Source organism: Acidovorax sp. 94 (assembly GCF_003634645.1).
Classification (GTDB): Bacteria; Pseudomonadota; Gammaproteobacteria; order Burkholderiales; family Burkholderiaceae_C; genus Acidovorax; species Acidovorax facilis.
This window is the reverse complement of sequence record NZ_RBJA01000001.1, coordinates 3,952,742-3,973,842: the sequence shown is the minus strand read 5'-3', so window position 1 is coordinate 3,973,842 and position 21,101 is coordinate 3,952,742. Positions and strand designations below refer to the sequence as shown.

Below are 21,101 nucleotides of genomic sequence, written 5' to 3'. Positions count from 1 at the left end.
GATGGCAAATCACATGAGTGATGCCGAGTCGCGGGTTGCGGTACTGGTGGACTGCGACAACACGACGCCTGAAATTTTGGAATACGCGTTGCGCGTGGTCGCGCAGTTTGGGCGCGTGGTCCTGCGGCGTGGCTATGGCAACCACAGCACCCTGGCGAACAAGTGGCAGGAAGCGCTGGTGCGCTTGGCGTTTACTCCTTGCCTGCAATATCAGTACGCGGCGGGAAAGAACACTTCTGACATCGCGCTGGCACTGGATGCCGTTGAGGCGCTGTTTGATGGTCGGGCCAGCACGTTCTGCATCGTCACCAGCGACTCCGACTTTGCCTACTTGTGTCGCAAGCTTCGTGAACGCGGCGCAACGGTGCACATCGTGGGAGAAGCCAAGTCGCCCGATGCGCTGCGCAACGCGAGTGACCAGTTTTTTGAATGGACGAAACCCGCGCCGGAGGTTGAGCCCGCATCGGCTGAGTCTGCAGTGACCAAGCCCACCCACAAGGCGGAAGCCGTCAAACCCGTCCCAAAGCTGCGTCCCAGGTTCATTGTTGAGGCTGTCACCCTATTGGCAGCAGACACCGCAGAGGGCAAGGTCAGCGTGGGTGGGCTGGGCTCCTATCTGAAGCGGGCCGACCCGTCGTTTTCTCCCAAGAGCTATGGCCACTCCGGATTGCTGGACATGCTCAAGACCTACGATCTGCTCAAGGTGCAGCAGGAGACTGGCGGTCACTGGACGGCGCGACTGGCCGATAAGCCGATGGCGTGAGCTACGCCGGGCACCATGAAAATCGAAAGTGGCGTTTTCGATTTTCATGGCGAAAAGCCCTTCCAAGTGTCGATATTTCCCGCTAGCGGGGCACCTGTTTCTATGAGGTCCCACCGCGACTCCACCTCCTCCCCTGCTGCATCGCGAACAACCGGTCCGCCGCACATATTGTTGATTTGCACGCGTAGCAACTGGCGTATGGGGGCCATCGTGGTTTCTGTAGCTGTTCGGGGTTCACCTTGTCCCGAGCCGCTGTAGCCCTGACGACTGATGCGTAGGACTGCTTGTCAGCGCATCAGTGGAGCGCTCCAGTTACTCGCATCAGGATGGAAATTTACTTAATAGTAATAAAATAAAGTAAATCATCACCAAGAAGTCCGCATGAGCACAAAGTCACTGATTGCCCTGGCGCTCGCCCATCAGGGCTGTAGCCAGAAGGACCTGGCACTCCGCCTTGGGGTTTCGCCCGCACAGATCAGCAAATGGAAAAACGGCGAGTACATCTCGATGGACATGAGCACAAAGCTGGTTGAGTTGGCCGGTATCGGAAGAAACGATCCCGACTTTGTGCTCTTGGCGGGGTCGGTGCGCGACGCAGAGAAATGGGCGTTGTTGCTGCGATATTTGGCCGATATGGCGGTCCAGCAGGCGGAAACGGGATATCACACCTATCGACTAGAAGAGGAGGAGGAAGCCGATCTTTTGAATGGGCACACCTTCCACGTTCTTCAGCAGATGGGCGTCGAGATTCCCAAGCCATTCCCACCAGAGCTGGAGTTTGACTATCAGGACAGTGATGCGCTTGATGAGCGTCTGGATGACATGTTTTCCCAGCCACATGTCTCGCTCATCATGGCGATCTATAAGTCATACACGGATGTCTATGGGTTCTACGCGGCCTACCTCGACCATATCATTGAAGAACTAGAGCTGTACGACTCTCCCGCATGCGACATCGAGCCTTGCCTCATGGAACTTGCTGCTTCCAAAATCGAAGAGCCTCCTGCCATGGCAACAAGGTTCAGCGGGTTTAAGCGCGAAACAATCAAGGCCTATACGGAGCGACTGACTTTTGTGAAGGAGAAGGCGTTCCAAGCCGGGCTCCCCCTGCGGGCAGAATTGCTCGAACTTGTCTATGAAACCCATGACAGCTTAGGGGCGGAAGCAGAAGCCGAGAGCCTCGGATTCCATGAATCGCGACTGCACCCGGACATCTACATGAACGAATTGCTGGTCGGCATGCGTGTCATTCACCAAGTTCTGCCAGCGATCATGGAAAAATTAGGAATGGATACATTCGAGCTTGACCCATCGAAGCTGCGGCTTCGATGAAGTCTGCCTCCACGCCCCCGTCTCCGCGCGGGATGCCAGCTGCTTCTTAACAACTGCGTTGCGCAGCTGCAGAGCCCAGGCGTTGACAGGTAGATCCCTAGTTGGCCTATACTCGCGCCCTAAGTGGATTGGGAGTTCCTGGTCGGCGTCGCAGCCTCGGTGGTTTCACCGGGGCTTTTCGCTTTCTGGCGTGGGGAGTATCTTCAAGCCCCACCCGTCATAGCCCTCTCCCACCCGGTTCCTGCCTCCGCTGCAGAAGAATTTTCTTTTCAGCACCTCGAAGGCCCGATTAGGTTGACCGGGGCGAAGGACACTCAGCCCGACAGGTCTAGCGACCAGATCGGCGAGTTGCAGTCCCACGGAGTTCACCTTCTTATCCGCAAAGATGATGTCGAACGGCAAGGAGCGGCCGAGCCGATCAGCGCGATCACAGAAGCGTCGGAATTCCAGTTCGAGCTCGTCGTCTTCTTTCTTGCCTCGGCATTCCACAACGACATGGGTCAGCCGGTCCTGCTGCCCTTTCTCTTGCACAAACTCAAAAAGTGTCTCCAGGCAGAAGCCGAGCGCCAAGTGATACGGATTGGAGTGCAAGCCGCTGTGCTTGACCCGCAGCTGCTCCTTGTTCACTACCGAGCTGATGAGGATGAAGTTGCTCTGTTCAATCAGGCCGTGCAGCTGTTCGATGAACTGCCCTTTCGCAGCGCGATGGGCGAACTTGAAATCCCCCTTCTCCTTACGGATCTCATGCTCGTGCAACACCACAAGGTCATGGCCGAAGTGGTCAAACTTGAACTGGTGGAGCGCGGGAACCACTTTTTCGCTGTAGTGCTTCTTGTAGAAAACACAAAAGCTGAGAACAAAGACGGGATAAGCAGGGTCCAGCGTCTGCATGCCATGGTCGCCGCTTTCATCGACATAGACGATGAAATCGCTGAACTGACGAGGCGAACTGGGCGCCCCTTCGGTGGGCGCCGCATCCTGCCCTGTAAACAGCGAAAACTGCGAGCCCACCCCTACCATGGCTATCTAACTGCGTTTAAACGTCAATATTCCCCGCCCGCAGCGCATTCGTTTCAATGAAGTCCCGGCGCGGCTCCACCTCATCCCCCATCAGCATCGTGAACACCCGGTCCGCCTCGATCGCGTCGTCGATCTGCACGCGCAGCAGGCGGCGCACGTTGGGGTCCATCGTGGTTTCCCACAGCTGCTCGGGGTTCATCTCGCCCAGGCCCTTGTAGCGCTGGCGGGATGTGCTGCGTTCGGCTTCGCTGATCAGCCACTTCATGGCCTGGCGGAAGTCGCCGACCTTTTCTTCCTTCTGCTTTTCGCCCTCGCCGCGCAGGGCCTTGGCGCCCTCGCCCAGCAGGCCGCGGAAGGTCTCGGCAGCTTCGGCCAGGGCGGCGTAGTCGGCGCCGTGCACGAAGTCTTGCGTGATGACGCTGCTCTTGATGTTGCCGTGGTGGCGGCGGCTGATGCGCAGCAGGGGCTTGTCGGTGCGGGCGTCGAACTCGCCAGCCACTTCGGCGGGGGCGCCGGTGGTGTTCAGTTCGCGCAGCTTGGCCTGCAGGGCCACGGCGCTGGCTTCAGCGTCGGCCACGGTGTCGAGCTTCAAGCTCACGCCGTCGGCAATGGCGCGCAGGGCTTCGGCGTCCATGAAGTTGCCCAGGCGCGCAATGACGCTCTCGGCGATCTGGTGCTTGCGCGCCAGTTCGGCCAGGGTGTCGCCAGTCAGGGTTTGCGGGTTGGCGCCGCCGGTGGTCACGCTGGCGTGGTTGAGCGCAATGCGCAGCAAGAAGCCATCGAGCGCGGGGGCGTCCTTCAGGTACAGCTCTTCCTTGCCAGCTTTCACCTTGTACAGCGGTGGCTGGGCAATGTAGATGTGGCCGCGCTCGACCAGCTCGGGCATCTGGCGGTAGAAGAAGGTGAGCAGCAGGGTGCGGATGTGGGCGCCGTCGACGTCGGCGTCGGTCATGATGATGATGCGGTGGTAGCGCAGCTTGGCCACGTCGAAGTCATCGCCACCCGTGGTGCCCCCGGCCTTGCCGATGCCGGTGCCGAGGGCCGTGATCAGCGTGAGGATTTCGTTGCTGGTCAGCAGCTTTTCGTAGCGGGCCTTTTCCACGTTCAGGATCTTGCCGCGCAGCGGCAGGATGGCCTGGAACTTGCGGTCGCGGCCCTGCTTGGCAGAGCCTCCGGCGGAGTCGCCCTCGACGATGTAGATTTCGCACAGGGCGGGGTCTTTTTCCTGGCAGTCGGCCAGCTTGCCGGGCAGGCCCATGCCGTCGAGCACGCCCTTGCGGCGGGTCATTTCCCGGGCCTTGCGGGCGGCTTCGCGGGCGCGGGCGGCTTCCACGATCTTGCCGCAGATGATCTTGGCGTCGGCGGGGCGCTCTTGCAGGTAGTCGGTCAGCAGCTTGCCGACGATGTCTTCCACGGGCGCGCGCACTTCGCTCGACACCAGCTTGTCCTTGGTCTGGCTGCTGAACTTGGGCTCGGGCACCTTCACGCTGAGCACGCAGCACAGGCCTTCGCGCATGTCGTCGCCGGTCACTTCGACCTTGGCCTTCTTGGCGAACTCGTTTTCTTCGATGTACTTGTTGATGACGCGGGTCATCGCGGCGCGCAGGCCGGTCAGGTGGGTGCCGCCGTCACGCTGGGGGATGTTGTTGGTAAAGCAGAGCACCTGTTCGCTGTAGGCGCTGTTCCACTGCATGGCCACTTCCACGCCAATGTGCGTGCCGGGGATGCCGCCATACGTCTCGGCCGGGCGTTCACCGGCTGCGTAGAACGAGGTGGGGTGCAGGACGGTCTTGCCCTTGTTGATGAACTCCACAAAGCCGCGCACGCCACCAGCGCCCGAGAAGTCGTCTTCTTTGCCGCTGCGCTCGTCCTTCAGGCGAATGCGCACGCCGTTGTTCAGGAACGAGAGTTCGCGCAGGCGCTTGGCCAGGATCTCGTAGTGGAACTCGTTGTTCTCTTTGAAGATTTCGGTGTCGGGCAAGAAGTGCACTTCGGTGCCGCGCTTGTCGGTGTCGTCCAGCACCTGCATGGGCGAGACTTCCACGCCGTCCACCGTCTGCACGATGCGGTTCTGCACGAAGCCCTTGCTGAACTCCAGCGCGTGCACCTTGCCTTCGCGGCGCACGGTCAAGCGCAGCATCTTGCTGAGCGCGTTCACGCAGCTCACGCCCACGCCGTGCAGGCCGCCCGAGACCTTGTAGCTGTTCTGGTTGAACTTGCCGCCCGCGTGCAGTTCGGTCAGTGCGATCTCGGCGGCCGAGCGCTTGGGCTCGTGCTTGTCGTCCATCTTCACGCCGGTCGGAATGCCCCGGCCGTTGTCGGTCACGCTGATGGAGTTGTCGGAATGGATGGTGACGACGATGTCGTCGCAGTGGCCGGCCAGGGCTTCGTCGATGGAGTTGTCGACCACCTCGAACACCAGGTGGTGCAAACCGGTGCCGTCGCTGGTATCGCCGATGTACATGCCGGGGCGCTTGCGCACGGCCTCCAGGCCTTCGAGGATGGTGATGGCGCCTTCGCCGTAGCTTTCGCTGGCCCCGGCTTGGTTGGTGTCGATCTTGGCGAGGGTGGGCTCAACATGGCCGGAGACGCCGGTGTCTTCGGGCTCGGAGGGAATGTTGTCAACGGTCATGGTGGGCCTTGGGATCCGTGGAAACCGGGGTTTCCAATGTGTCAATATGGGTCAAATTGGGCTCTAGCGCTTATCCAGTAAGCGCTAGCAGCTATCAAAACGGTAGTCGTCGTGGTCAGGCTGTGCAGCAGGGCGGGGCCGCCTCAAATGCGCATTGGCATGACCACGTACTTGAAGCTGTCGTTCTCGGGGATGGTCAGCAGCGCAGAGCTGTTGCCGTCCGAAAGCTCCACCTTCACCATGTCCTGGCCCATGTTGGCCAGGGCGTCGATGAGGTAGGTCACGTTGAAGCCGATCTCGATGGTGTCGCCACCGTAGTCGATGTCGAGCTCGTCCACGGCCTCTTCCTGCTCGGCGTTGTTCGACGCCACGCGCAGGGTGCCGGGCTCCAGGTTCAGGCGCACGCCCTTGAACTTGTCGCTGGTCATGATGGCCGTGCGCTGCAGGCTGGCCAGCAGCGGGGCGCGGCCCAGGGTGATGCTGTTCTTGTGGTTCTTGGGGATCACGCGGTTGTAGTCGGGGAACTTGCCCTCGACCAGCTTGGTGACGAACTCCATGCCGCCAAAGGTGAACTTGGCCTGGTTGTTGGCGAACTGCATCTCGATGTGGGGCTGGTTCTCGCCGCCCGCATCGCTGAGCAAACGCTGCAACTCGATCACGGTCTTGCGCGGCAGGATGACTTCCTGCTTGGGCACTTCCACATCCAGCGTGGCGCTGGCAAAAGCCAGGCGGTGGCCGTCGGTGGCCACCAGGGACAGTTGCTTGCCCTCAGCCACGAACAGGATGCCGTTGAGGTAGTAGCGGATGTCCTGCACCGCCATGGCAAACGACACCTGACCGAGCAGATCTTTCAGCGTCTTTTGCGGCACGGCGAACACGGGGCCGAAGGCGGCAGACTCTTGCACCAGCGGGAAGTCTTCAGCCGGCAGGCTTTGCAGCGTGAAGCGGCTCTTGCCGCCTTTCAGGATGAGCTTGGACTGTGCCGATTCGAGGCTAACGGTCTGGTCGCCCGGCATGGTGCGCAGGATGTCGATGAGCTTGCGCGCCCCCACGGTGGTGGTGAAGTCGCCGGTGTCGCCGCCCAGCTCAGCCGTGGTGCGGATCTGGATTTCGAGGTCGCTGGTCGTCAGCTGCAGGGCATTGCCCGTCTTGCGGATCAGCACATTGGCCAGGATGGGCAGCGTGTGGCGGCGCTCCACGATGCCAGCCACGGATTGCAGAACCGCGAGAACCTTGTCTTGTGTTGCCTTCAGGACGATCATGTCTTCAACCTCTTGTGGTTTTTGGGACGGTGCGTGGACAGCGGCACAGGTCGTGCCTCCCCCTGCTGTATAACCCGCCATTTTGCCCGTTTACCGGGCGGGTTCTTTTCGGGGTCTCTCCCACCGGTTGTCAGCCTTTCAGGGTCTGTTCCAGCACATGCAACTGCTGGTTCAACTCGGTCAGCTGCTGACGCTCGCCCGAAATCTTGCGCACGGCATGCAAAACGGTGGTGTGGTCGCGCCCACCAAACAATTCTCCGATCTCGGGAAGACTCTTTTGCGTCAGTTCCTTGGCCAGGTACATCGCAATCTGGCGCGGCCGGGCAATGCTGGCCGGGCGCTTCTTGCTGTACATGTCGGCGACCTTGATCTTGTAGTAGTCAGCCACCGTTTTCTGGATGTTTTCCACAGAAATCTGCCGGTTCTGGATCGACAGCAGATCGCGCAGCGCCTCGCGGGCGAGCTGGATGGAAATCTCTTTCTGGTTGAAGCGCGAGTAAGCCAGGATCTTGCGCAGCGCGCCTTCGAGCTCGCGAACGTTGGAGCGCACGTTCTTGGCCACGAAAAATGCCACTTCTTCGGGCATCTCGGTGCCTTCGACGCGGGCCTTGTTGATCAGGATGGCCACGCGCATTTCCAGCTCGGGTGGCTCGATGGCCACCGTCAGGCCCGAGTCGAAGCGCGACACCAGCCGCTCGTGGATGTTGGCCAGGCCCTTCGGATACGTGTCCGACGTCATCACGATGTGCGACTTCTTGGCCAGCAAGGCTTCGAACGCGTTGAAGAATTCTTCCTGCGTGCGGTCCTTGTTGGCGAAGAACTGCACATCGTCGATCAGCAGCAGGTCGAGCGAATGGTAGCGCTCCTTGAATTCATCAAAGGTGCGGCGCTGGTAGGCCTTAACCACATCCGACACAAACTGCTCGGCATGGATGTAGAGAACTTTGGCGTCGGGCTTGTCCTGCAGCAGGCGGTTGCCCACAGCGTGCACTAGGTGGGTCTTGCCCAGACCCACGCCGCCATAGATAAACAGCGGGTTGTACAGGTGGCCGGGCATGCCCGCCACGTGCATGGCGGCCGAGCGCGCCATGCGGTTGGCCGTGCCTTCCACCAGCGTCTCAAAGGTGAGGCCTGCATTGAGCCGGTTGCGGAAGGCGCCCGCTGAGGCTTCATCGCTGTGGCTCGATGGCGGTTCGGACTGCGTTGCGGTGTTCGATGGTTCAGACGCTGCGGGTCGTGCGTAAGTGCGTACAACGGATTCCCGCTGAGCGAGCGCTAACTCCAGGGTGACGGGCTGGCCATACAGGCCTTCGAGCAATGCGGCGATGCGGCCCGCATACTGTGCCCGGATCCAGTCGAGCTTGAACCGGTTGCCCACCAGCACTGTGACCTTGGAGAAGTCTTCGGCCACCTGGGCAATCAGGGGTTTGATCCAGGTGTTGAACTGCTGCTCGGGCAGGTCTTGCGCCAGTTGCTCTACGCAGGCTTGCCACAGGCCCTGGCCGGCATCTGCACCGGGTGAATGTTGGGGGCTGCGGGAGGGTTCCTCGATCATTTCAGGGGGATTCTTGTTGTGGATAGGAGGAACGGGGCTGGGCGGCGGATTGTAGCTTGTCAAATAGTTATCCACAATTTGAAAACTGCGGTGGTCAGAGGTGTTGATAGTCGTTCAGGGGGCGCTGTGGTGCTGGCGTGTACCCATTGAAAACCGCCGCTGTAATTGCCGCGAACCCGCGATAAGCCGCGATAAAACAAGCCGAAACGTGATCCGGAGATAAGCCTGCCAGCCAAAAGGCATTGCCAGCAGCTGGCTAGCCTGCGATAATCTCGGGTTTCCCTGAATGTGTTCAGGGTGATTTGACCCGGCGCGCCGTTATTTCTGCCCCGTGGATCTGCCGCCAAAGTCCTGTTGTACAGGGCGTGGCTGCGCAGATTGCAGGGGGTTCAAGAGCAGCAGTCCGGAACTGAACCTCAAGGAATAGCACCATGAAACGTACTTATCAGCCCTCCAAGACGCGCCGCGCGCGCACCCACGGTTTCCTCGTCCGCATGAAGACCCGCGGCGGCCGTGCCGTTATCAACGCACGCCGCGCCAAGGGCCGCAAGCGCCTGGCCGTCTAAGGCCGCTACGGTCTACGGCCTGCTCCCCGCCTGTTCCCGGCTTGTACCGCCAGGTTCCAAACGGGGCGCTTGCATGCACAGGCTGAAAACCCGTCCGCAGTTCCAGGCCACCATGGCGGGGGGCACTGTCTCCCGTACAGCGCATTTTGTGCTGCACCGTCTGGTGCTGGATGCCGAAGGTGCTGCGACTGACCGCCAAGCCAGTGCTGCTTTACCCACAGGGCCCGGCTCCTTGCCACAACAGCAAGGGCCGCAGGCCCTGTTTGCCGTGCAGGGCGTCTGGCTGGGTGCCATGGTGCCCAAGCGCTGGGCGCGCCGCGCGGTGACGCGCAACACCATCAAGCGACAGATCTACACCGTGGGCGCCACGTTTGAAGCGCGGCTCCCGCAGGCTGCCCATGTGGTGCGTCTGCGCACGGCGTTTGACCGCAAGCAGTTCGTGAGCGCTACGTCCGACCAGCTCAAGCAGGCGGTGCGGGCAGAGCTGTTGCAGCTGTTTGGCTACGCCGCACGGCGTGCAGGTGGGGCCGGTGCTGCTTCCCCCGCGCAGCAACAAGGTGGTGTTGCAGAGCCGGTGGTGCCATGCTGATGCAGCGCCTCTTGATCGGTGTCGTCAAGGGCTACCGGCTGTTCCTGAGCCCTTGGCTGGGTTCGTCGTGCCGGTTTGAACCGACCTGCTCGGCCTATTCGCTGCAGGCGCTGGAGCAGCATGGCGCTGCGGCGGGTAGCTATCTCACGGTGTGCAGGCTGGTACGCTGCCACCCCTGGTGTGACGGGGGCCATGACCCGGTCCCGCAACAATTGCCGCGCAGCATGCGGCTTTTCTCGCGGCTTCATCCTTCCAACACCCAACCATCCTCACCAAAGAAGTCTTCATGAACGACATTCGCCGCACCATCCTGTGGGTGATTTTTGGCTTTTCCATGGTTCTGCTGTGGGACAAGTGGCAGCTGCACAACGGCAACAAAGCCACCTTTTTCCCCACCACGCCCGCCGTGACGGCACCCGCCGCTGCTGGCGCTGCGTCGGGCGCGACCGGGGCTGCCAGCGTGCCTTCCACGAGTGCACCCGTGGCCGCTGCAGCGACGGGGGCCTCCGCCGTGCCGGGCCAGCCAGCGGCTGCTGCGGCAGCACCTGCCCCCCGCGAGCGCATCGAAGTCAAGACCGACCTGTATCGCCTGGTGTTTGACAGCGAAGGCGGCTCGCTCACGCATGCCGAGCTGCTCAAGCACGCCGACATGGCCGACAAGGCCCGCAATTTCCTGTTGCTGGACGAAAGCGCCCAGCGCGTTTATGTGGCGCAAACCGGCCTGATCGGTGGCACGTTCCCCACCCACAAGACTGCCATGACCGTGGTGCCCGGCCCGCGTGAACTCAAGGACGGTGAAGATGAAATCAGCGTTCGCTTCGAATCGCCTGCGCAGGGCGGCGTGAAGCTGGTCAAGACCTGGACCATCAAGCGTGGCGCCTATGACATCGCGGTCAAGCACGACATCGTCAATACGGGCAGCGCGGCGGTGTCGCCCCAGCTGTACCTGCAATTGGTGCGCGATGGCAACAAGCCTCCCGGAGAGTCGTCGTTCTACTCCACCTTCACCGGCCCGGCCGTCTACACCGACGCCAAGAAGTACCAGAAGATCGAGTTCAAGGACATCGACAACGGCAAGATCGACATCCCCAAGGACTCGCCCAACGGCTACGTGGCCATGGTGCAGCATTACTTCGCCACAGCATGGCTGCTGGCCGACGGCGTGCAGCGCGAGCCCTTCACCCGCAAGGTGGACACCAACCTGTACTCCGTGGGCATGCTGACCTCGCTGGGCGCCATCGAGCCCGGTGCCACCAAGACCATCGATGCGCGCCTGTTCGCTGGCCCGCAGGTCGAAACGATGATGGAAAAGCTGTACCCCGGCCTGGAGCTGGTCAAGGACTATGGCTGGCTCACCATCCTGTCCAAGCCGCTGTACTGGCTGCTGGACCAGCTGCACAAGCTGCTGAACAACTGGGGCTGGTCCATCGTCGCCCTGGTGCTGTTGCTCAAGATCGCGTTCTACTGGCTCAACGCCAAGGCCTACGCCAGCATGGCCAAGATGAAGGCCATCAACCCCAAGATCATGGAGATGCGCGAGCGCCTGAAGGACAAGCCACAGCAGATGCAGCAGGAGATGATGCGCATCTACCGCGAGGAGAAGGTCAACCCGATGGGCGGCTGCTTCCCTATCATGATCCAGATCCCTGTGTTCATTGCGCTGTACTGGGTGCTGCTGTCCAGCGTGGAAATGCGCAACGCGCCCTGGATCGGCTGGATCCACGACCTCTCCACGCCTGACCCGTTCTTCATCCTGCCCTTGCTGATGACGGCCAGCTCGCTGCTGCAGACAGCCCTGAACCCCGCGCCGCCAGACCCGATGCAGGCCAAGATGATGTGGTTCATGCCGCTGATCTTCAGCGTGATGTTCTTCTTCTTCCCGGCCGGCCTGGTGCTGTACTGGCTGACCAACAACATCCTGTCGATTGCGCAGCAGTGGCTCATCAACACCCGCATGGGCGTGCCACCGCAGTTCAACCTGCCAAAATTTAAGTAACCCCTGAGCGGCTGCGCCGCTGCCCCCTTTCTCTCGCGCTGCGCGCGGGAAGGGGGACGACACCAGCGCGGCGGGGCGGCCCTTGCGCGGTGTCTCGCGCTTGGGCCGCGCCAATTTTTGGCGCTCTCTTCCCAAAATCGCCGCACATGCTTGCCCGCCACCAAGACCCCATCGTCGCCATTGCCACCGCCCCGGGGCGTGGGGCCGTCGGCATCGTGCGCGTGTCAGGGCGCGGGTTGGATGCGCTGGTGCAGGCGGTTTGCGGGCGCACCCTCAAGCCCCGCGAGGCCACCTACCTGCCCTTTCGCGATGCGCAGGGCCAGGCCATCGACCAGGGGCTGGCGCTGTACTTTCCCGGCCCGCACAGCTACACCGGCGAAGACGTGCTGGAGCTGCAGGCCCACGGCGGCCCGGTGGTGCTGCAACTGCTGCTGGCACGCTGCCTGGAGGCGGGTGCCGCCACCGACCCTGCTACCGGCCAGCCCAATCTGCGCGGCTTGCGCGTCGCCCAGCCGGGCGAGTTCACCGAACGAGCCTTCCTGAACGACAAGATCGACCTAGCCCAGGCCGAGGCGATTGCCGACCTGATCGACGCCAGCACCGAGGCGGCTGCCCGCAGCGCCAGCCGCTCGCTGACCGGGGCTTTTTCGGCCGAGATCCATGGCCTGCGTGATGCCCTCATCCACCTGCGCATGCTGGTGGAGGCCACGCTGGACTTCCCTGAGGAAGAAATCGACTTCCTGCGCAAGGCAGATGCGCATGGACAGCTATCGAATTTGCAGCAAACATTGGCCTCTGTGATGCAGCGGGCGCGCCAGGGCGCGCTGCTGCGCGAGGGCATCAAGGTGGTGATCGCAGGCCAGCCCAATGCCGGTAAAAGCTCGTTGCTCAACGCGCTGGCGGGGGCCGAGCTGGCCATCGTCACCCCCATTGCAGGCACCACCCGCGACAAGGTGCAGCAGACCATCCAGATCGAAGGTGTGCCCCTGCACATCATCGACACCGCCGGCCTGCGCGACAGCAGCGACGAGGTGGAGCGCATCGGCATCGCCCGCGCCTGGGACGAAATTGCCGGGGCCGACGCGGTGCTGTTCCTGCATGACCTAGAGCGTGCGGATGCTCCTGAATACATAGCTGGTGACGCCGATATAGCAAGCGCGATGGCCCAAAAAATGCCCAAGAGCATTCCCGTGATTGACGTCTGGAACAAGCTCGACCGGGCGCCAGGGGCGGCTGCGGCGGCGGGTGAAAACGCCCGGCCTGGCGTGCACCTGTCTGCCCGGACGGGCGAGGGCCTGGATGGTCTGCGGCGCCTGCTTCTGGAAGTAACCGGCTGGCAGTCTGCGCCGGAAGGCCTCTACATTGCCCGTGCCCGGCATGTGGAGGCTTTGCAGGCCGTGGGGGCTCACTTGCAAGAGGCGGCCGACCAGCTGCAGGCCCAGGGCCCGGCGCTGGATCTGCTGGCCGAAGAGTTGCGCCTGGCTCAGAACGCCCTCAGCGCCATCACCGGCGAGTTCAGCTCGGACGACCTGCTGGGCGTCATTTTTTCCAGTTTTTGTATTGGCAAATAGGTCCGCAGAAGTGCGACTGTTCGTGCAGTTTGAACGGGCTGGCCTCCGACCAGGGCACACAGGCCGCCGCCTGTCGCTTATGTTGTAAATGGACGTAAACAGCGCTTGTGCGCAATCTGTAACAAGGGTACTTTCGGCAGACCATGAATGTTCCCACGCCTGTTGTTTCCAAGGTAGACCTGCAAGGTCTGATCGATGCCATCGCACAGGCCAGTGCCGACGACAGCATGACCAACCCACTGACCCAGGCGCAGTGGGACATCCTCTCGTCTTACCTTCTGCCCGTGGTCATGCCCGCCGGACAGGTGTTGTTCACGCAGGGCGCTACAGACCGTACCTTGTACCTGGTGGAAAGCGGCAGCCTGAGCGTGCACTACCAGGACGAAAAAGAGCGCTTGCGTCTGGCGATCGTCGGAGCAGGCTCCGTGGTGGGCGAAGGTGCGTTTTTCTCGCACCGCTCCCGTAGCGCCACCGTGCAGGCCAGCGCGCCCTGCAAGCTGTGGAGCCTGACCGCCATCCGCTTCACCGAACTTTCCATCCGCCAGCCTGCCATTGCGCTGGGCCTGGTGATGGCCGCTGGGGCGGTACTGGCCAAGCGGCTGGGCAATCGCCGCCGCCGCGTTGCGGCCACCTGACAGACCACCGATGTGGTGGTGGCCTGCGGGCTTTTGCGGGGCAAGAATGGGTGTACAGCAAGTTACACTCAATTTGGATTTTTCTGGCGCCGTCCCGTAGAAAGCAAGCCATGTCTCTGTTCAGTTGGTTTAGCCGCAAACCTGCTCCCCCCAAGCCCCGGCCCATGGCCGAACCGTCGGGCCTGTTGAATGCCGATGCCACGGTACCGCTCTCGCCAGGCCGCCAGGGCAAACCGCTGGTGGAGCCCCTGCCTCCCGAGCACGCCGCCAACCGCAAGAACGAACGCATGGAGCGCCGCGAGCTGCTCTACACGGTGGTCCGCGACGCGATGGTGCGGGCCGGTGTGCTGTCGGCCAGCTACAAGTTCAAGGTGCTGTCGCTGGACCAGCGTGGGCGCCAGTTTCTGGTCATGATGGACCTGGCGCGTGAATACGGTGGAGAAACTGTGCGCCTGTCCGAAATCGAGGCGCTGATTGCCCAGACGGCCAAAACCCGCTACGACATCCTGGTAACCGCCGTGTACTGGCGCATCAATGACCACGTGGCAGTGGGTATCCCCCAGAAGGGGGTTGCGCCCCAGGGGGCTTCCCTGCAGGCAGCACCACCGCTGGCCCGGCGGCCGGTTCCGGTGGCTACGGCACCCGCTCCGGTGGTGGCCACCCCGGCCCGCCCGGTGGCGCCCGTGCCGACAGCCGCCGCCACGGCCCCCGCGCCACTGCGCCCTCCCCTGGCTGCTCCGGCGGTTGCGCCTGCTGCGGCGCCCACTGCGCCCGCCGCCGCACCACGCCCAGCACCACGGTACGAACCCATCGAGGCGGACGAAGTGGCGGCGTTCAAGCGCGCCCTGGCCTCGGCGGCAGGCACCACCGCCGCAGTGCCGCTGGCAGCGGCCAAGCCCGGTGTGCCTGTGCGTTCGGGGCCTTTGCTGCCGCCTTCGCAGCCCACGGGGTTTGAAGACACCGAAATGCCCGGGTCCGATGGCCCCGCGCCGGACCTGAGCAGCACCCAGTACGGCGAGCTGAACTGACCCTGCGGGCCGCAGCTCGTCGGACTCTGGGCGGCCGTGATCAGTGGCCCTCGAAGTCCACCAGCGTGTACAGCGGCAGGCCGGATTCGCGCAGCCGTTTGGAGCCTCCCAGCTCGGGCAGGTCCACGATGGCGGCGCCCTCGGTCACCGTCGCGCCCAGTTTCTCCAGCAGCTTGCGGCCCGCCATCATCGTGCCGCCCGTGGCAATGAGGTCATCGATCAGCAGCACGCGGTCGCCTGCCTTTACGGCGTCGGTGTGCAGCTCCACCGTGGCGCTGCCGTATTCAAGTTCATAGGTTTCCTCTACCGTGGTGAAGGGTAGCTTGCCCTTCTTGCGGATGGGCACAAAACCCACGTTGAGTTCATAGGCCACCACGGCACCCAGGATGAAGCCGCGTGCATCCAGCCCGGCCACCACATCCGGGCGCAGCGCCTTGTCCATGTAACGGTGCACAAAGGCGTCGATCAGCACGCGGAACACCTTGGGGTCCTGCAGCAGCGGGGTGATGTCCCGGAACTGCACACCGGGCGCGGGCCAGTCGGGTACGGTGCGGATGTGCTGGCGGAGGTATTCGTTGACGCTGAGTGGCTGCATGGGGTCGGGGGGGTAAAGAAAGGCTGCACGCGCAAACGTGCGCAGGCCAAAGGCCGTTGTGGGGCAAAGTGTATCCAGCCAGGGGTGGTTGCCGTGGGGGTGTGCCCGGAGCGCTGCAAGCCCCCATAATGTTTCCGTGCTGTTACACCCTTGGTAACGCCCCCCGTTGGACCACTCCACAACGCCGATCGGCCATGCCCATCTCCATCCTGCTGATCGAAAGCGATCACCACCACGCGCAGGCGGTGGTGGATGCGCTCGCAGACCCCTGGTCCGGCTGGCGGGTGGATGTGGCTCAGTCGCTGGCGCAGGCCCGGGACCACCTGGAGCACAGCAGGCCGGACATTGTGCTGGCGGCGCAGCGCAGCGTCGATGGCTCGGTCTTTGACCTGCTGCGGCTGCTCGATGGCGTCCCGGCCATGATCATCGTGCGCAAGGGCGCCGAGACCCATGCGGCCCAGGCCCTGCGCCACGGCTTTGATGACTATGCTGTGCAGGACCCTGCGCTGGACTACCTGCTGACCCTGCCCGCGCAGATCGATGCGGTGCTGGAGCGCAGTTCCAGCGCCCGTGCCCGGCTGGTGGCAGAGGCCATGCTGACGCGCCAGCACCGGTTGCTGCAGGCGATATCGCTCGCGCAGGCCATGTTCATCGCCAGTTCGGGCCCGCGCGCCGCGTTCGAGGCCCTGCTCAAGGAGCTGATGTCGCTCACGCAAAGTGCCTTTGGCCTGGTGGGCCAGGTACAACGGGCCGCCGACGGGCATCCCTTCCTGCGGGTGCATGCGATGACGGACATCAGTTGGGACGAGGCCTCCCATGCCCTCTATGCCCAGCACGCAGAAGAAGGCATGGTGTTCGACAACCTGCAGTCCCTGGTGGGCGCGGCGCTGGTGTCGGGCGAGCCGGTGCTCACCAACGATGCAGGCCACGACACGCGCAGCGCGGGCACGCCCCCGGGCCATCCCCCGCTGCACACCTACCTGGGGCTGCCCATCCATGCGGCGGGCGAACTGGTGGCCATGGTGGGCCTGGCCAATCGGCCCGAGGGGTATTCGGCGGCAGACGTGCAGTTTCTCCAGCCCCTGCTCAACACCGTGGGCCAGCTGGAAATGGCCCGCCGAGCCGAGCTGGCGCGCAGCGCGGTTGAGGTGGAACTCGCGCGCACCAGCGCGTTGCTGGCGGAGAAGACGCGCGCCCTCGAAGGCACGCTGGCCAGCGTGTCGCAAGGCATTACCAACGTGGATGCGGAGGGACGTATCCGGGTCTACAACCGGCGCTATCTGGAACTGCTGGACCTGCCCGAATCCCTGCTGGCCGCCCAGCCCAAAGTCGAGGACGTGGTGCGGTTTCAGACCGAACGGGGCGATTTCGGCACCGGGTTTGAGCTGATAGAACCCACGGCGCGCAACTATGTGGCGTCGGAATATGCGGCCCACGGTGGCAAGCTCACCATGCCGGACGCCTATGTGCGGCGCACCCACAACGGCCGCTACATCGAAGTGCGCACCCGGGCCCTGGAGCCAGGGGGGCGCGTGCGCACTTTCACGGACGTGACCGACTACCTGAGCACCCTGGAGGCCTTGCGCCTGAGCGAATCGCGCTGGCGCAGTCTCACCCACCTGTCCTCCGACTGGTACTGGGAGCAGGACGCGCAGTTCCGCTTTGTGCGCCTGGACGGCAGCCCCTACAACGATGCCGGCGTGCCCGACGAGATGCACTACGGGCGCACGCGCTGGGAGCTGCCCAATACCTTTGTGAGCGAGGGCCAATGGCGGGAGCACCGCAGGCAACTGGAGGCGCACGAGGTGTTCCACGACTTTGAAATGCAGCGCCTGACCGAAGACGGAAAGCCCGTGTGGGTCTCCATCAGCGGGGAGCCCATCTTTGATGACGCCGGCCAGTTCACGGGCTACCGGGGCGTGGCGCGCGACATCACCGAACGCAAGCTGGCCGAGGCCGAGATCCAGCGCCTGGCCTTCTATGACGAACTCACAGGCCTGCCCAACCGGCGGCTGCTCATGGACCGGCTGGACCGCGCGGCCAACGCGTGTGCGCGGGAGGGATGCCACGGGGCCTTGCTGTTCCTGGACCTCGACAACTTCAAGGGCATCAACGACACCATGGGGCACGAGTGGGGAGACCGGCTGCTCGTGCAGGTGGGCGGGCGCATCGGCGCGTGCGTGCGCGCCACCGACACGGTGGCGCGTTTGGGTGGCGACGAGTTCGTGGTGGTGCTGCAGGGCCTCCACGCCGAGGTGGACGTTGCGGCCGCCGAAGCCGAGGCCGTGGCGCAAAAGGTGCTGGCGGCGCTGAACGAGCCCTACGTGGTGCAAAACAGCGAAGTGCACAGCACGCCCAGCATTGGCATTGCCCTTTTTCGCGGTGTGCAGCTGCCCGTGCAGGAGCTGCTCCAGCGCGCCGATCTGGCCATGTACCAGGCCAAGGCGCAGGGCCGCAACACGCTGTGTTTCTTTGACCCTGCCATGCAGGCGGCGGCGTCTGCGAGGTCGGCGCTGGAAGGCGACATGCGGCAGGGCATTCTGCGCAACGAGTTCCTGCTGCACTACCAGCCGGTGGTGGACGAGGCCGGCAAGGTGCTGGGGGCCGAGGCGCTGGTGCGCTGGAACCACCCGCAGCGCGGCATGGTGCCTCCCGGCGACTTCATCCCCCTGGCAGAGCAGACCGGACTGATCCTGGCGCTAGGGCGCCAGGTGCTGACCATGGCCTGCCGCCAGCTGGCGCTCTGGGCAACAGCGCCGCACACTGCGGACTGGACCGTGGCCGTGAACGTGAGCGCGCAGGAGTTTCGCCAACCCGGCTTTGCCGACGAAGTACTCAGCGTGCTGCGCGATTGCGGGGCGGACCCGGCCCACCTCAAGCTCGAACTGACCGAAAGCCTGCTGCTGCATGATGTGGAAGACAGCATCCTCAAGATGCAGGCGCTGCGCACGCTCGGCGTGGGCTTCTCGCTGGACGACTTTGGCACGGGCTATTCGAGCCTGAGCTACCTCAAGCGCCTGCCACTGGACCAGCTCAAGATCGACCAGAGCTTTGTGCGCGACGTGCTCACCGACCCCAACGACGCCACCATCGCCTGCACCATCATCACCCTGGCCCACAGCCTGGGCCTGGACGTGGTGGCCGAAGGGGTGGAAACCGAAGGGCAGCGCGCGTTCCTGTTGCGTAACGGTTGCCAGCAGTTCCAGGGCTACCTGTTCGGGCGGCCCGGGCCCGCCGAGCTTTTGTAGTTTGCTATTAAATGGATAGCTATTGACGCTTGATAGATAAGCGCTAGAGCCATATTTAATTCAAATTTTGGCGCCAGCCTCAGCCACTGGCACGCACTAGGCGAGAGATGCCAAGCAAGGGCCGCCCCGCAGCGAGGGCATCGTCCCCCTTCCCGGAGCGCGTAGCGCGTAGAGAGAAGGGGGAAGGCACGCGGTGCCTCAGGGGAATGTACCCTGCCTCTACCCCCGCAACAACTTGTCCTCCGCCAGCGCCAGCGCCGCCGGGTGCCCTGAGAGCACCAGCGTGTCGCCTTCGGCCAGCTGTGCGTCGTCCTCCGCTGCGCTGATGTGGCCGTTGCCACGCCGCAGGTTCACCACCCGAACGCCCATGGCGGGCAGGGCCAGCTGGCCCAGGCTGCGGCCCAGGGCCGTGGAGCCGGGCGGCAGGTTGATGGTGGACAGGCGTTCTTGGTCGCGCTCGTTGGCCGTGTCGTCGTCGGCGCCGTGGAAGTAGCCGCGCAGCAGGTTGTAGCGCGCATCGCGCTGGTCCTGCACCAGGCGCAGCACGCGGCGCATGGGTACGCCCACCAGGGCCAGCGCGTGGCTGGCGAGCATGAGCGAGCCTTCGATGGCCTCGGGCACGACCTCGGTGGCGCCCGCCTCTTGCAGCTTGTCCAGGTGCAGGTCGTCCTGCGTGCGCACCACCACGGGCACCTGTGGTGCGTGCGAGCGCGCGTTGGCCAGCACCTTCAGGGCGGCCGGCACGTCGATGTAGGTGATCGCCACCGCGCTGGCACGCACCAGGCCAGCGGCCATCAGCGCCTGCAGGCGGGTGGCGTCGCCATACACCACCGAATCGCCCGCAGCGGCGGCCTGGCGCACACGGTCCGGGTCCAGGTCCAGCGCCATGTAGGGGATGCCTTCATGCTCCAGCATGCGCGCCAGGTTTTGTCCGCAGCGGCCGTAGCCGCAGATGATCACGTGTTTGCTGGTGTTGATGGATTTGCGCGCGATGGACGTCATCTGCAGCGACTGCTGCAGCCAGTCGCTGGCCACCAGCTTCATCACGATGCGGTTGCTGTACATGATGAGAAACGGCGTCGCCAGCATCGACAGCACCATGGCGGCCAGGATGGGGTTCATCAGCGCGGGCTGCACCAGCCCGTTGGCCTGCGTGAGCGACAGCAGCACAAATCCGAACTCCCCCGCCTGGGCCAGGTAGAGCCCGGTGCGCAGGGCCACGCCCGTGGTGGCCCCCATGCTGCGGGCCAGCACCAGGATGATCCCCAGCTTGACCACCAGCGGCACCGTCAGCAGGGCCAGCACCAGCGCCCAGCGGTCCACCAGGATGTGCCAGTCCAGCATCATGCCGATGGTGATGAAAAACAGCCCCAGCAACACATCGTGAAACGGGCGGATGTCCGTGCCCACCTGGTGCTTGTACTCTGTCTCGGACACCAGCACGCCCGCGATGAAGGCGCCCAGCGCCAGGCTCAGCCCCGCCAGTTCGGTCAGCCAGGCCAGGCCCAGCGTGATCAGCAGCAGGTTGAGCATGAACAGCTCCTCGCTCTTGCGCCGCGCCACCAGCGTAAGCCACCAGCGCATGAACCGCTGCCCGCCCGTGAGCAGAATGCCCACCAGCACCGTGGCCTTGACCAGCGCCCACGCCAGCGCGGTCAGCAGCTGGTCTGACGAGGAACTCAGCGCGGGGATCAACACCAGCAGCGGCACCACGGCCAGATCCTGGAACAGCAGAATGCCCATCACGCGGCGGCCATGTTCGCTTTCGAGCTCAGCCCGCTCGGCCATGAGCTTGACCACAATGGCCGTGCTGCTCATCGCCATCACGCCCGAGAGCGCCAGCGCCGTCTGCCAGCCCATATCCCACACGCCGCCCACCCAGCGGGAGAGCACCAGTGCCGCGCCGGTGACCACCACCATCGTCAGCACCACCTGCATCAGCCCCAGGCCGAACACCTGGCGCCGCATGGCGCGCAGCTTGGGCAGGCTGAACTCCAGCCCGATGGCGAACATCAGGAACACCACGCCAAACTCGCCCAGGTGCCGCACCCCTTCCGAGTTCTGCGTCAGCGCCAGCGCATGGGGGCCGATGAGCACCCCCGCAGCCAGGTAGCCGAGCATGGGTGGCAGCTTGAGGCTGCGGCAGACCACAACACCCAGCACTGCGGCCAACAGATAAAGCAAGGTGAGGGCGAGTGAGGACATGGTTCGATGCTATCCGAGCCTTCCTGCGGCCCTCGGTGTTTTCTGTCCGAAGCAGGGTCCATGCCAGAGCCAGGGCAAAAAATCTGCCACCCGCGCAGGCATGC

The 21,101-nt window shown here is 63.7% G+C and carries 16 protein-coding genes; 10 read left to right on the top strand and 6 right to left on the bottom strand.

Features of this window, described 5'->3' with window-relative positions:
- Position 1 precedes the first annotated feature (1 nt).
- Together C8C94_RS18255 and C8C94_RS18250 are read left to right on the top strand one after the other, a co-directional pair.
- Entirely contained in the window at positions 2–763 is a 762-nt protein-coding gene (locus tag C8C94_RS18255; RefSeq protein WP_121421710.1) for an NYN domain-containing protein, read from the top strand.
- 381 nt (positions 764–1,144) lie between these two features.
- Positions 1,145–2,095, top strand: coding sequence for a helix-turn-helix transcriptional regulator (locus C8C94_RS18250; protein ID WP_121421709.1), 951 nt, complete (start codon positions 1,145–1,147; stop codon positions 2,093–2,095).
- A 165-nt stretch (positions 2,096–2,260) separates the two neighbouring features.
- Here C8C94_RS18250 and C8C94_RS18245 read toward each other — a convergent pair whose 3' ends face one another.
- The 4 genes from C8C94_RS18245 to dnaA all read right to left on the bottom strand — a co-directional run bounded on the left by C8C94_RS18245 (position 2,261) and on the right by dnaA (position 8,564).
- Complete coding sequence (locus tag C8C94_RS18245; RefSeq protein ID WP_121421708.1) at positions 2,261–3,115, bottom strand: DUF3800 domain-containing protein; 855 nt, start codon at positions 3,113–3,115, stop codon at positions 2,261–2,263.
- Between the two features lie 16 nt (positions 3,116–3,131).
- Positions 3,132–5,747, bottom strand: coding sequence for a DNA topoisomerase (ATP-hydrolyzing) subunit B (gene gyrB, locus C8C94_RS18240; protein ID WP_055401225.1), 2,616 nt, complete (start codon positions 5,745–5,747; stop codon positions 3,132–3,134).
- Positions 5,748–5,890: 143 nt separating this feature from the next.
- Positions 5,891–7,009, bottom strand: a complete 1,119-nt coding sequence (dnaN, locus tag C8C94_RS18235; RefSeq protein WP_055401227.1) for a DNA polymerase III subunit beta — start codon at positions 7,007–7,009, stop codon at positions 5,891–5,893.
- A 130-nt stretch (positions 7,010–7,139) separates the two neighbouring features.
- A complete protein-coding gene (gene dnaA, locus C8C94_RS18230) occupies positions 7,140–8,564 on the bottom strand; it encodes a chromosomal replication initiator protein DnaA (RefSeq protein ID WP_121421707.1) in 1,425 nt (474 codons plus the stop codon).
- Positions 8,565–8,995: 431 nt separating this feature from the next.
- On the opposite strand from dnaA, the gene rpmH reads away from it, so the two are divergent.
- The 7 genes from rpmH (at position 8,996) to C8C94_RS18195 (ending at position 14,949) form a co-directional block, all read left to right on the top strand.
- The gene (gene rpmH / locus C8C94_RS18225) at positions 8,996–9,130 is read left to right on the top strand and encodes a 50S ribosomal protein L34 (RefSeq protein ID WP_005798102.1); all 135 of its coding nucleotides are present in this window, start codon (positions 8,996–8,998) and stop codon (positions 9,128–9,130) included.
- 73 nt (positions 9,131–9,203) lie between these two features.
- Positions 9,204–9,719 (top strand): ribonuclease P protein component, encoded by a 516-nt coding sequence (locus tag C8C94_RS18220; protein ID WP_121421706.1) that lies wholly within the window; start codon positions 9,204–9,206, stop codon positions 9,717–9,719.
- A complete protein-coding gene (yidD, locus tag C8C94_RS18215; protein WP_121422960.1) occupies positions 9,716–10,009 on the top strand; it encodes a membrane protein insertion efficiency factor YidD in 294 nt (97 codons plus the stop codon). Before C8C94_RS18220 ends, yidD begins: the two co-directional genes overlap by 4 nt.
- Positions 10,006–11,715, top strand: coding sequence for a membrane protein insertase YidC (gene yidC / locus C8C94_RS18210; RefSeq protein ID WP_121421705.1), 1,710 nt, complete (start codon positions 10,006–10,008; stop codon positions 11,713–11,715). The genes yidD and yidC overlap by 4 nt, the downstream gene beginning before the upstream one ends.
- 146 nt (positions 11,716–11,861) lie before the next feature.
- Positions 11,862–13,286 carry a tRNA uridine-5-carboxymethylaminomethyl(34) synthesis GTPase MnmE gene (gene mnmE / locus C8C94_RS18205; RefSeq protein ID WP_121421704.1) on the top strand — a complete coding sequence of 475 codons (1,425 nt, stop codon included), beginning with the start codon at positions 11,862–11,864 and terminating at the stop codon, positions 13,284–13,286.
- A gap of 143 nt (positions 13,287–13,429) precedes the next feature.
- Positions 13,430–13,921, top strand: a complete 492-nt coding sequence (locus tag C8C94_RS18200) for a Crp/Fnr family transcriptional regulator (protein ID WP_055401233.1) — start codon at positions 13,430–13,432, stop codon at positions 13,919–13,921.
- Between the two features lie 110 nt (positions 13,922–14,031).
- On the top strand, positions 14,032–14,949 hold the full coding sequence (locus tag C8C94_RS18195) for a hypothetical protein (protein ID WP_055401235.1): 918 nt from the start codon (positions 14,032–14,034) through the stop codon (positions 14,947–14,949).
- Between the two features lie 40 nt (positions 14,950–14,989).
- Here C8C94_RS18195 and C8C94_RS18190 read toward each other — a convergent pair whose 3' ends face one another.
- The gene (locus C8C94_RS18190; protein ID WP_121421703.1) at positions 14,990–15,544 is read right to left on the bottom strand and encodes an adenine phosphoribosyltransferase; all 555 of its coding nucleotides are present in this window, start codon (positions 15,542–15,544) and stop codon (positions 14,990–14,992) included.
- A gap of 194 nt (positions 15,545–15,738) precedes the next feature.
- Between C8C94_RS18190 and C8C94_RS18185 the strand changes: the two genes are divergently transcribed.
- Positions 15,739–18,792, top strand: a complete 3,054-nt coding sequence (locus C8C94_RS18185) for an EAL domain-containing protein (RefSeq protein WP_121421702.1) — start codon at positions 15,739–15,741, stop codon at positions 18,790–18,792.
- A gap of 219 nt (positions 18,793–19,011) precedes the next feature.
- Here C8C94_RS18185 and C8C94_RS18180 read toward each other — a convergent pair whose 3' ends face one another.
- Entirely contained in the window at positions 19,012–20,997 is a 1,986-nt protein-coding gene (locus C8C94_RS18180) for a monovalent cation:proton antiporter family protein (protein WP_055401241.1), read from the bottom strand.
- Positions 20,998–21,101 lie beyond the last annotated feature (104 nt).